Here is a 12,058-nt window from a genome sequence, read left to right as displayed (position 1 = left end):
CCACTTAGGTGTGCGGCGATAAAGCGCTTCAGTCTAGCGCAGGCCCAGCTTGGAAGTACATGCCGGCCAAGCGCCCCAACCCTGCGCCGCCTGCACCTTCTGTGCCACGGCAATCTGTTGCTCGCGGGAAGCCTGCCATGCCTCCGGTGCGTACTCGGTGCCACCGAATGCGGCCCAAGTGGATGGAGTGAACTGCAGGCCACCGGAGAAGCCATTGCCGGTATTGATAGCCCAGTTACCGGTAGCCTCGCACTGTGCGATGGAATCCCAGACGGAGCCATCGGCGACAGCCGGAGCAGCAGCACCAGAGTTACCGCCCTCCTCTGGCTTTTCTTCTTCGGCCTTCTTGGTGCCGCGGGCGATGGTGGCAGCCTTAGGCTCTACGGTCACCTTTTCTTTGATGACGTCATTAGATTCCTTGGCGCCGTCCTTCATCACCAGCTTGCGAGTGATAACGCGCTTGCCCTTAACGCCTTCCTCGCGGACCTCTTCGGTGCCCTCTTCCAGCTCCGGGTCATCAACAAAGTTAGGCTCGGCTTCGAACTCTTCCTCAGAGTCATAGGTCGTAGTGGAAACCTGATCCACCTTGATGGACATGCCATCGGTAACCTTGGTGTCCTTGGACGGGAAGACACGATCATCGTCATCAACGTCGATATTGCGCGCCTTAAGAACGTCCTCGACGGTCTTAGCAGCAATCTTGGTATAAGTTACCTTGCCACCATCATTAATCTTGACGATCTTCGGGGAAACGACCTCTAGGTCCATGCCCTCTTCCAGCTGGGCATCCTGGTCCACGTCAGCGTCACCGGACTTGACGGAAGCGCCCTTGGCCACGCCGCTCAAGTTACCCAATAGGTCAGAAACGGTGAGGTCGGTGGTGGACAACTGCTGCTGCACGCCGTCGATGGTCACGGCCACCGGCTTGGCGGTGCGAACGGAGATCTCATCGCCATCGCCCACAGACTCGGACGGTGCCGGGTAGACGATGTCTTCCTCGCTCACCTGAACGCCAGCTGCCTCCAGCGCGCCGTCAACGTCTTTGGCAAAGGTAGCCAGTTCCACCTTGTCGCCGTTAACGTCGACGGTGACATCCTTTTGTGCCGCAACGGCAACGACGCCGCCCACGGCCAAGGTACCCAAGACGCCACCCGTTGCCAGACGCAGTGGCAGCGAGCGGGAGTTATTGATGCGCTTGATTTGATGAGGTGACATGCTGAATGAATCTCCGATAGTGCAGGTTTCAACAATTATTAGAGTTTAGGCCAGCAAGAATTTCCGCGCAGGCAATTGCATTGCTCAGATCTGCTGCTGCCGCACCGTGGGCGGCGCTGCGGATCCCTAAAACCTAAACGAACGATTAATAACAATACGATAACAGCAACATAAAGTCGAGAACCAATCCGCCACATGCCTCACTGAGCACACAACCGCCACACCAAACACCCACGCCACCCCTGGCCAGCGGGTTTTGAAATTGTGAAAACCATCACCCAGGAGTTAGCCCAGGCCGTAGACGCGGTCAAAGGTTTCGTTAACCTCCGCCGCTAGCGCCTGCACCGTCTGGTGGCGTACACGGGCGATGCATTCATATGTGTGCCCGATAAGAGCCGGTTCATTGCGTTGGCCGCGGAAGGGTTCTGGCGTCATATACGGTGCATCAGTTTCCACCAGCAGCTGGCCGGCCGGCGCCTTGGCAGCCGCCCGCCGCAGCTCGGCGTTGCGCTTAAAGGTTACGTTGCCGGCAAAGGACAACACGTAGCCGCGCTCCAAGGCCTCCTCTGCTACCTTCAGCGGCGAGGAGAAGCAGTGCAGCATGACGGTGTGGGGAGCGGGGGCGTCGGCAAGGATGCGCAGCAAGTCCGCATCCGCTTCGCGGTTGTGGATCATCAGCGTCTTGCCATGGCGCACTGCAAGGTCAATATGCCACCGCAGGGATTCCTCTTGCTGGGCCATGGTCGCGGTGGTCTCTGGCTCATGCTGCACCCAGTACGCATCCAGTCCTGTCTCCCCCACCGCGACGCAGCGCGGATCCGCCACCATCTCTTCCAGCGCTGCCTTGGTCGGCGCATCCAACTCATTAGCGCGCACTGGGTGGATGGCACAGGCAGCATAAACATCCGGGAAGGCATGTGCAGTCGCCAGAGCCGCTGCCGATTCGCGGCGGTCATCACCAACCGTCACCATGCGGCTGATACCGGCGGTGCGTGCGCGATTCACCAGCACTTCATCGGTGTCCTTGTGCGAGAAAAGATGCGTGTGCGCATCAATAAGGCCACTGAGGCCCGGTGCCGGAACGGGAGTGGGTCGTCGCTTCTTTTTAGCCATGCACGCAATTGTAATATTGGCTGCCATGTTGATCAGACCCGCCGGCCTTGCGGATGTGCCCGCCATGACCGAAACCCTCAACTGGGCCATCGCACACACCGACGCCATCTTCCGCGCTACCCCGGCCAGCATCGCAGAGCGCGAAGACTACCTACGCGAGCTGTGGGAAAAGGACTGCCCATGCCTCGTCGCGGAGTCCGATTCTGGCGACTACCTGGGGTGGGCGCTCTACCACCCCTACCGCGATCCGCAGGTATGGACAGGCTGTTATGAAACCACCATCTATCTTTCCCCCACCGCTCAGGGCCAAGGCGTAGGCACTGCTTTACTTGGCGCCTTGGTAAAGGCGGCGCGCGCCGATAAAAAGGTTCATTCGCTGCTCGCCCTCATCGTCTCCACCAATGCGGCATCACTTAAGTTGCATGAAAAGTTTGGGTTTGAAAACGTGGGTATTCTTAAAGAGGTTTGCTACAAGTTCGATCGTTGGCTGAGCCTCACCCACCTACAACTTCTGGTGTAAAGGAATTTCTATGCATATCCGCCCTGCCGAGCTTGCCGACGCCCCCGCGCTCACCGCCATCTACAACGCCGGCTCCGCAGCGAAACCCGCCGCCAACTTGGTCACCTGGCAAGAAGATGTGGCTGACCGTGAAAAGTGGCTCAAGGAGATGTTTGAGGCCGGCTCCCCGGTCTTCGTAGCCGTACACGATGATGAAATCATTGGTTGGGCCGCCTATTTCCAGTTCGTGACCCCTGCCATCTATTACGGCACCGTCGAAGATTCCGTCTACATTGCTCCCTCCGCCCAGGGCAAGGGCGTAGGCTCCGAGCTTCTCGACGCCCTCATGGACTACGCCGCTGATGACAGCTACGTACAGACGATGATCACCTATATCGTCGATACCAACGAAGGCTCTATCGCCTTGCATAAAAAGTTCGGCTTTACCGAGACCGGCCGTATGCCGAATATCCATACCAAAGACGGCGTCCGCCTCGGCCTGGTACACCTCCAGCGCGATTTCCAGCGCTAACCGCCAGGTTTTTCCCCGCCGCTCCGCGCCCCTCAGCACTGGAGCACACAAATAGCCGCGTTATGCCCTTAACTTCCTAAAAATCGGGCGATAACGCGGCTATTTATATGGTGTTACTTGGAGACAGGCGCCCACTCTGGACCGGTTTCACCCAGCTCTGGGTCCAGCTTGGAGACGAGCGGCTTAGGCTTTGTCAAAGCGGTGCCCGGCTCTACTTGGATGCGCTCCCACTTCGCCTGCTGCTGGGTGTAGTCACCCATGATAATCGGATATTCGTGGCCCTCTGGCGGTAAACCAGCGCCCACGAGTTCTACCGGAATATCGTCCTTGACGTCGTGTACCTCCGGCTGGGCGGCCCACACGCCGCTGCGGCCCAAGGTTTCGTGCACCTTCTGCGCGGTAAACGGCAGGTAGGGCGTGAGCATGACATTGCAGTCAGAAACGACTTGGAGGGCGGTCCACAGCACGGTGGCTAGACGCTCGCGCTGAGACTCATCCTTGGCTAGTTTCCATGGCTCCTGGTCTGCAATATAGGCATTGGCCTCGCCGACGACGTGCATGATAGCGGTAATCGCCTGCTTAAATTTGGACTGCTCCAGCAAACCACCGGCAGTGTCGAAGGTCTCCTCCGCCAGCTGCAGGATTTCTTTGTCCTTTTCTTCTAATGCTGCTGGTGCGGGAACCTCTCCGAAGTTCTTAAAGGCCATAGATACGGTGCGGTTGACCAAGTTACCCCAGCCATTTGCCAGCTCATTATTGATACGGCGAACGAACTCATCCCAGGTAAAGTCCGTGTCATTGTTTTCAGGGCCAGCCACGGCAATGAAGTAGCGCAGGGCGTCAGGGCCGAACTCCGCCAAGAAGTCCTTGACATAGATGACAACACCCTTGGACGAGGAGAACTTGGATCCAGACATGGTCAAGTACTCGGAGGAGACGATTTCCGTAGGCAAGTTGAGCTCGCCGTACTTGTGGAGTTCCCCGCCCTTGTTGCCCTTACCGGCATAGCCCAATAGCTCGGCCGGCCAGATCTGGGAGTGGAAGGTGATATTGTCCTTGCCTTGGAAGTAATAGTGGCGGGCGTCTGGGTTCTGCCAAAAGTCCTTCCAGGCCTCGGGCTGACCGGTGCGGTACGCCCATTCGATGGAGGAAGACAGATAGCCGATGACCGCATCGAACCACACGTAGAGTTTCTTGGCGTTATTGTCCTGCCAGCCCTCGACGGGGATAGGAATTCCCCAGTCAATATCGCGCGTCATGGTGCGCGGGCGCATATCTTCAAGCAGGTTCAGGGAAAACTTCAGTACGTTCGGGCGCCAATCTTCGCGGGTAGAAAGCCACTTTTGCAGCTCATCCTTGATGGCTGGCAGATCCAGTAGGAAGTGTTCGGTTTCGATGAATTTCGGGGTCTCACCGTTGATCTTAGATACGGGGTTGATAAGGTCCACGGGGTCGAGCTGATTGCCGCACTCATCGCATTGGTCACCGCGGGCGCCATCCGCACCGCAAATTGGGCAGGTGCCCTCGATATAGCGGTCCGGCAGGGTACGTCCGGTAGACGGCGAAATAGCGCCCTTGGTGGTCTCTTTGAGCATGTAACCGTTGGCATACAGGCCTTTGAACAGCTCCTGCACCACGGAGTAGTGGTTACGGGTGGTGGTGCGAGTAAAGAGATCATAGGACAGGCCAAGGTTGGACAAGTCAGTAACGATCTGACGGTTATAGCGGTCTGCGAGCTCACGAACGGAAACGCCCTCTTTATCCGCCTGTACCAATAGCGGAGTGCCGTGCTCATCCGTACCCGAGACCATGAGTACGTTGCGGCCACGCATTCGCTGGAAACGTGCAAAGACGTCGGAAGGAACACCAAAACCGGCCACGTGTCCGATGTGGCGCGGGCCGTTGGCGTAGGGCCAAGCAACATTAACTACTACAGACTCAGTCATGGGTTCTACTTTATCGAAGCCGACTCCTATACACACGATTAGGGCAGACATTTCTCCCGCAGGTGAACTGCATTTTCAGCAGAAAGCGCCCACCGCTTCCCTACCACTAAGGAAACAATGGGCGCTTTAGAGCAGCCGCGAAGAAAGCGATTTACTTCCGCTTCATCGGGTGCTTCAGGCGTTCGTTGCGGCGCTTCTTCAGAACCTGCGTGCGCTGGTACTCGCGGTGCAGGCGGCGCTCGCGGGCCATCTTGCGCTGGAACTGCTGTGCCTCGCGGTATTCGAGGTAGATAACATCCTCGCTCAACGCCTTGTAGATGGCGAACATCAGTCCAACCACGATGAACAGGAATGGCAGTGCAGCAACGATGGTGACGTTCTGCAGGTTAGACAGTGCATCCTCATTGGCCAAGAGCAGGGTCAGGCCTACCAAGGCAGTCAATCCACCCCACGCGGCGGAAAGCCACGGCTTAGCAGTAGCGGCACCATTTTGGGACATGGAGCCCATCACCGTGGACGCGGAGTCTGCCGAGGTAACGAAGAAGGTAGCCAACAGGATTGCTGCAACGATGCCGGCAACGAAACCGCCAGGCATGGACTGCAGGAGGTTAAACAGCTCTTCCTCGGCAGATTCGCCGGTGATGGATTCGCCGTTTTGCTCCATGTGGATGGCGGTGCCACCGAAGATAGCGAACCACAGGGTGGATACGCCGGCTGGGATGAGCAGGACGCCCAAGCAGAATTCGCGGACGGAACGGCCGCGGGAAATACGAGCCAGGAACATGCCCACGAACGGGGACCAGGAAACCCACCAAGCCCAGTAGAAGATCGTGTAACCGGAAAGCCACTCAGCGGCGGCGCCGTTTTCGGACTCGGCGGTGCGGCCGATCATCTCGGTGAAGTAGTTGAGGTAGTTACCAATGGAGCCAGGAATCTGGTTCAGGATGGTAACGGTCGGGCCCAAGATGAACACGAAGATCGCCAACACTGCGGCGAGGACCATATTCGCATTGGAGATATACTGAATGCCCTTGCCCACGCCGGACATCGCAGACAGGATGAACGCGAGGGTCAGAACCAACACAATGCCGATAACCACGGAGTTGGTGGGATTATCGATGATTCCGGATGCCTTCAGTCCGGCCTGAATCTGCAGGGCACCCAGGCCCAGGGAGCAGGCGGTGCCGAAGACGGTGGCGAAGATAGACAGGATGTCAATGAGCTTGCCCACTGCACCATTAGCATTACGCTCGCCAATCAGCGGCACGAAAGCCTGGCTCAACAACTGCTTACGGCCGATGCGGAAGGTGGAGTATGCAATGGCCAAGCCAACGATGGCATAGACCGCCCAAGGGTGCAGCGTCCAGTGGAACATTGCATAGGCCATGGAAGATCCAACGTTGCCGGTGCCCTCACCTGGGGTGCCGTCACGGTAGTTAGCTAGCGGCTCGGAGGCACCATAGAACATCAGGCCGATGCCCATACCGGCGGCAAACATCATGGCGATCCATGAGGGCGTGGAAAATTCCGGCTCCTCATTAATGCGGCCCAGCTTGATGGAGCCGAACTTGGAGGCGGCAATGAAGACAACGAACACCACAAAGACGGTGCCGAAGAGAATGTATGCCCAACCAAAGTTGTCGACTACCCAGGTCAGGGCCGAAGCGGAGAAGTTGGCAAAGTTATCCGGGGCAGCCAAACCCCAGACGACGATCGCGGCAACAAGCACGCCGGCGATGCCGACGATGGACCAATCGATTGGCATATTGTCACGATCGGCCGCAATTTCTACCTCAGGATCGTCGTAGCGCTCCGGGTGGAAACCGTCGGAGTGAATCATATCCTGCAGCTGGCCGGTGGCAGATTGTGCGTCCAGCTGTTCGTCTACAGTCTGATAATTCTCAATAGGCTGCTCGCTCGAAGAAGCCGAAGCCGGCTGCGCATGTGCGCCGACCGGTTCCTTTCCTTCTTCTGGCACGCCTGTGCCCATATTTTCCGAGTTTGTCATGAACTATACAGTGGTGCGGAACTACTCAATTATCAAACGAAGCAGTAAGAAACTTCGCTGCTCAGCGCCATTTCCCAGGAATTTTCCACGCTAATTTGAACAGTTTTTACGCTTCATTTCCCCATGTAAATAGCGCTTTAAGCCACCCACACGCCCGAGCACTATAACAATTCAGTTACAAAGTTTGCTTTAGTGAAGCCATCTGCGGGTACCAAAAGTTGTGACTTAATCAGCACGTCGATAGGGGCTAGTCCTTGCGAGCTGCTAAAGCGGCGTCATAAAGCTCGCGGTTGGAAACCTCGGTGTCTTTCGCTACCTGCTTACAAGCATCCTTTAGCCGCATCCCCGCCGCCGCCAATTCCATCGCCTGGGGAACCAAATCTGCGGCGGTAGCGGCCGCGGCGGTTCCGCCCTCGATCACCACAGTGATTTCTCCCCGTGCCCCTTCAGCCGCCCACTCGGCCAACTCTTCCAAACTGCCGCGCCGGACTTCCTCATAGGTTTTAGTAAGCTCCCTGCACACCGCTGCCGGGCGCTGGGCGCCGAGGATATCCGCGGCCTCGGCTAGAGTTTCGGCTACCCGGTGTGGGGATTCAAAAAAGACGATGGCGCGCTTTTCGTTACGCAGTGACTCTAACCAGGCCTTGCGAGGTCCGGGCTTGCGGGGAGGAAAGGCGTCGAAGAGGAAGTGACCCACGCCGAGGCCGGACAGCGCCAAGGCCGTTGGGACGGCAGAAGGGCCAGGAAAACAAGTCACGGGAATATCCCGGTCAGCTGCTGCAGCCACAATAGACAGTCCTGGATCAGAAATGATGGGCATGCCGGCATCCGTAACGACGAGGACGGTGCCGGCTGCGGCGGCGTCGATAAGCTGCTGGGCTCGGTCCTTTTCATTGTGATCAAAATTGGACACCACCCGCCCGGAAATCTCGATGCCCAAAGCTTGCGCCAAGTTCCGCACGCGCCGCGTATCCTCGGCCGCAATGACGTCCGCATGCTGCAAGGCATGCATTAAACGCGCGGAGGCATCTCCCACGTTTCCCAGCGGCGTGGCGGCGAGGATGACCCCGCGCGGTAGTGGATCCAGACCTGAAACAGACATATCTCTAGCATTCCATACTCTCTAATGCGCGGGCGCGGTGCCTTGTCGCCTAGACTCAACCAAGTGACTATTGCTACCGCTGCCCCATCGCGCACCACGCACGACACTGTGGCCCCGCCAGCGCCCCGCACCTATCAGTGGGGCAAGGCTGACTGGATAAGCACTAGCGTCGTTGGCGTACTCGCGCTCATTACCCGCTTTGCCGGATTGACCGCGCCCGTATCAAAGGGCACTCCTGTCTTTGATGAAAAGCACTACGTTCCGCAAGCCTGGGACATGGTGCGAAGCTGGGATAACCTCTTCATCGGAGGTATAGAATCCAACCCCGGTTATGGCCTGGTGGTTCACCCACCGCTGGGCAAGCAGATTGTGGCGCTGTCCGAATGGGTCGCTGGCTATTCCCCACTGGGCTGGCGTTTTATGACTGCCCTCTTCGGCGCAGCCACCGTGCTCTTGACGATGTCCCTGGCCCGCCGCGTCTCTTTATCCTGGCAGGTAGCAACCCTGGCTGGCCTCATCGCCGTCTTTGATGGTGTGCTTTTGGTCTCTTCCAAGTTCGGCATGTTGGACATTTTCCAGGTCTTCTTTGTTGTCTCGGCCGCCTGGGCACTTGCTCGCGATCATAATCAGATGCGCGAGCGCCTCCACAGCGCTTTCCTTAAAAATCGTTTGGGCTCCTCCGCCTTCGGACCACGCTTTGGATTCCGCTGGTGGCGACTCCTCGCGGGCGTCTGTCTTGGCCTTTCCCTGGGGGTGAAGTGGTCCGGCCTGTACTTCATCATGTTCTTTGGCCTCATGTCCGTCTTTAGCGATCTTGCCCTGCGCAAGCGCTATGGCGTACGCCGCTACATAGTGGGCACCCTCGTGCGCGATACTCCTGCTGCCCTAGCCTCCCTCGTACTGGTGCCGGTGCTGCTCTACGCCTGGACCTGGCGAGCGTGGTTTTCCTCCGAAACCGCCGTGTACCGCCACGCCAAAGTAGATGGAACGATCGAGGATGGATCGTGGCTGATGCACCTGCCTGAATCCCTGGCAGGCTGGTTCTACTACCATTCCTCTGTCCTAGAATTCCACGCCAGCCTGACTTCCTCCGGTGGCCACCACCACCCGTGGGATTCTAAGCCTTGGGCGTGGCTGGTAGCCGCCCGCCCCATCTTGTACTACTCCTCCACCGACCTGCAATGCGGTGATGGCAGCAACGAGTGCCGCAAGATGCTCTACCTTTTTGGCACGCCGGCTATCTGGTGGCTGGTCATCCCGGCCGTCCTGTGGGGACTGTGGTCACTTATCATTCGTCGCAATCGCAGCTTCCTCATCCCCTTGGTGGGCTTTGGGGCAGGTTTCTTGCCCTGGCTTGCAGCCTTTGACCGCCAGATGTACTTCTTTTATGCCACTGCGTTTATCCCCTTTGTCATCGTGCTCATTGCCTTAGCACTCGGCCAGCTCATCGGCCATGGCAGGCCAGTGCAGTGGGGATGGCTCAAGAGTTTGGCAGGCGGCCCTGTACGCTGGGGAACAATCGCCGCCGTGTTCTACCTAGCCCTGGTAGTGGCGATGTTCTTCTATTTCTCTCCCATTTTGTACGGCTACAAGATTCCAGATTCTTGGTACCACTCCATGATGTGGCTGCCTAGCTGGACCTAGCCGCACGAAAGCGGGGCTTATTGAGGTTGTGCGTTGAGGGACTTCCACCAGGCGCGCACCAAGTAGCCCTTTTCTGCCGCCCAAGCCCACGCCAAGCTGAAGGTCGCCAGCGCGGTAGCGATAAGAAAATATACCTGTTCGATGGTTACGGTGCCCAGCGCAATATCGCGCATGCCGAACCCGAAGAGGAAAGCAAACATCGTGGCCGAGACCGGGAGCAGGCCGGTAAGCGCTGCGGGGCGCCAGGCACTAAAAAATAGGCCACAGGCCATGCCAAAGCGTACGGCTGCGCCTTCCATCAACAGGTTGGCTCGTTCCGGATCCGCCGTGGGATCTAAAACCTTTCCTTCCTCACCCAACGGTACGAGCCCGGAGGAATGGACGATGAGCGCTACTGCCCAGAGTGCAAAGATGGCGCCCATGAGCACCATGGCGGCACGCGCAACCGTCAGGTTGGCCTGGCGAGCGCTCGAGGTGCGCCGCCATTCCGGCTCCACACCGGCCAAAATGACTTCGGAGAGATCCGTTGGCGGCGCCATACCGGATTCCGCAGGCTCCACAAAACGCAATGATCGCGAAAGCGCGGCCGCCTTATCGCGAAAGGCGCGGCATTCGGCGCAGCTTTCCAAGTGTGCATCGATTACGTCCTCTGCCAGATCTGAGTGCTCACCGTCCAGCTGCGCAGAAATCGCCGCTTGGACTTGGCTATGCGTCAACATTGCTGAGCACCCCGTCCATGCTGGCTCGACCGGAGCCAAAAATCACGATCATCAATAAGGACATCAGCAATACCAGTGGGTATTCGATTCCGCCTTCGGCAGCAAAAAGACCATGTCCCAAATGCACAAAGTACAGTGCGCACCCCATCAGCAGGGCAAGCGCGCCGGCCACAAAAGTGGTGAGCAAACCGACGACGAGGAAGGCGCCCCCAACCATCTCCCCGATGGCGGCGATATAGCCGGAAAGCTGTGGCTGCGGCACCCCAAGGGCGGAAAATTGCCCCACGGTTTCGTCCATGCCGGTCATAAACATCTTGTCCACGCCGTGTGCGATAAAGATTAATCCGAGGACCGCTCGAAAAATAAGCAAAGCGGCATCGCGTACGGCAGGTCTATTCATGCTGAACAGATTACCCTGAACCCCTCACCCGATGCGAAGGCAATGGCCTACGCCCATACTGCTGGGAATTTCGCCCTTTGCCGGGGAAGGAACGGCATATAGTCACGCGGACTGTTTCAATGGGAACCAGGCAGAAAGATTAAAGGAGAACACCATGAGCAAACCAGCTACGCAGTCCGCAGAGCGCACCGCCTTAGTCTATGACGATGATGGACTTGGCCGCCCGCCTTGGGCAATGTCCTCGCCGATGTTGAAGGAGTATTACGACACCGAATGGGGCCTGCCTATTTTTGATGAAGCAGCTCTTTACGAGCGTTTGAGCCTCGAGTCTTTCCAGTCCGGGCTTTCCTGGGCGGTGGTTTTGAAAAAGCGCGAGGCCTTCCGTGCGGCTTTTTGCGACTTCGATCCTGAAAAAGTCGCTCAATTTACCGAACCGGATGTTGAGCGATTGCTTGGCGACGCCTCCATTATTCGCAACGAGACCAAAATCCGCGCCGCCATCACAAACGCCAAAGCCACCATCGCCCTACGCGAAGAGGGCGGGCTGGCGGAGTTCATTTGGTCCTTCCAACCGCCGGAGAACCTCTACCCCACCGCAATGGAAGATATTCCGAAAAAGAGCTACGAATCCAAGTTGATGTCACGCGAACTCAAGAAGAAGGGCTTCCGCTTTGTCGGCCCCGTCACCTGTTTCGCACTCATGGAGGCGATCGGCATGATTGATACCCATCTCATCGGCTCTCACCGCCGCGGAACCTCCGGGGTATGGCACGACAGCGGTGTGCCGCATTATGGCCTAGCGCAGGAATACAACGCGCTCACGAACCCGCGGTCAGCGCCTTCCACTGAACTCCGGAACGCGGCCTGCTAAGTCGGCACC

At 57.9% G+C, this 12,058-nt stretch carries 11 protein-coding genes; 4 read left to right on the top strand and 7 right to left on the bottom strand.

Features of this window, described 5'->3' with window-relative positions; all coding sequences use genetic code 11:
- Nucleotides 1-33: 33 nt before the first annotated feature.
- Complete coding sequence (locus RAE07_RS06580) at nt 34-1,215, bottom strand: resuscitation-promoting factor (RefSeq protein WP_023021955.1); 1,182 nt, start codon at nt 1,213-1,215, stop codon at nt 34-36.
- A gap of 285 nt (nt 1,216-1,500) precedes the next feature.
- Nucleotides 1,501-2,328, bottom strand: coding sequence for a TatD family hydrolase (locus tag RAE07_RS06575; protein WP_232212582.1), 828 nt, complete (start codon nt 2,326-2,328; stop codon nt 1,501-1,503).
- Between the two features lie 25 nt (nt 2,329-2,353).
- Between RAE07_RS06575 and RAE07_RS06570 the strand changes: the two genes are divergently transcribed.
- The gene (locus RAE07_RS06570; RefSeq protein WP_023021957.1) at nt 2,354-2,848 is read left to right on the top strand and encodes a GNAT family N-acetyltransferase; all 495 of its coding nucleotides are present in this window, start codon (nt 2,354-2,356) and stop codon (nt 2,846-2,848) included.
- A gap of 10 nt (nt 2,849-2,858) precedes the next feature.
- A complete protein-coding gene (locus RAE07_RS06565) occupies nt 2,859-3,359 on the top strand; it encodes a GNAT family N-acetyltransferase (RefSeq protein WP_023021958.1) in 501 nt (166 codons plus the stop codon).
- 113 nt (nt 3,360-3,472) lie between these two features.
- Here RAE07_RS06565 and metG read toward each other — a convergent pair whose 3' ends face one another.
- The 3 genes from metG to rsmI form a co-directional block, all read right to left on the bottom strand.
- Entirely contained in the window at nt 3,473-5,305 is a 1,833-nt protein-coding gene (gene metG, locus RAE07_RS06560) for a methionine--tRNA ligase (protein ID WP_084279147.1), read from the bottom strand.
- Between the two features lie 151 nt (nt 5,306-5,456).
- Nucleotides 5,457-7,313 carry a BCCT family transporter gene (locus RAE07_RS06555; protein WP_023021960.1) on the bottom strand — a complete coding sequence of 619 codons (1,857 nt, stop codon included), beginning with the start codon at nt 7,311-7,313 and terminating at the stop codon, nt 5,457-5,459.
- A gap of 247 nt (nt 7,314-7,560) precedes the next feature.
- Nucleotides 7,561-8,415, bottom strand: a complete 855-nt coding sequence (rsmI, locus tag RAE07_RS06550) for a 16S rRNA (cytidine(1402)-2'-O)-methyltransferase (RefSeq protein ID WP_023021961.1) — start codon at nt 8,413-8,415, stop codon at nt 7,561-7,563.
- A gap of 24 nt (nt 8,416-8,439) precedes the next feature.
- Between rsmI and pmt the strand changes: the two genes are divergently transcribed.
- Nucleotides 8,440-10,059 (top strand): protein O-mannosyltransferase, encoded by a 1,620-nt coding sequence (pmt, locus tag RAE07_RS06545; protein WP_023021962.1) that lies wholly within the window; start codon nt 8,440-8,442, stop codon nt 10,057-10,059.
- A 17-nt stretch (nt 10,060-10,076) separates the two neighbouring features.
- Here the strand turns inward: pmt and RAE07_RS06540 are convergent, their stop codons facing one another.
- Together RAE07_RS06540 and RAE07_RS06535 are read right to left on the bottom strand one after the other, a co-directional pair.
- Nucleotides 10,077-10,778, bottom strand: a complete 702-nt coding sequence (locus RAE07_RS06540) for a zf-HC2 domain-containing protein (RefSeq protein ID WP_023021963.1) — start codon at nt 10,776-10,778, stop codon at nt 10,077-10,079.
- Nucleotides 10,765-11,178 (bottom strand): DoxX family protein, encoded by a 414-nt coding sequence (locus RAE07_RS06535; protein ID WP_023021964.1) that lies wholly within the window; start codon nt 11,176-11,178, stop codon nt 10,765-10,767. Before RAE07_RS06535 ends, RAE07_RS06540 begins: the two co-directional genes overlap by 14 nt.
- A gap of 154 nt (nt 11,179-11,332) precedes the next feature.
- On the opposite strand from RAE07_RS06535, the gene RAE07_RS06530 reads away from it, so the two are divergent.
- Entirely contained in the window at nt 11,333-12,049 is a 717-nt protein-coding gene (locus tag RAE07_RS06530; protein ID WP_023021965.1) for a DNA-3-methyladenine glycosylase I, read from the top strand.
- Nucleotides 12,050-12,058: the final 9 nt, after the last annotated feature.

This window comes from Corynebacterium nasorum, assembly GCF_032821635.1.
Taxonomy (GTDB): Bacteria; Actinomycetota; Actinomycetes; order Mycobacteriales; family Mycobacteriaceae; genus Corynebacterium; species Corynebacterium kefirresidentii.
Note: the sequence above shows the minus strand (reverse complement) of the source record. Positions and strands in the feature narration are given on the sequence as shown.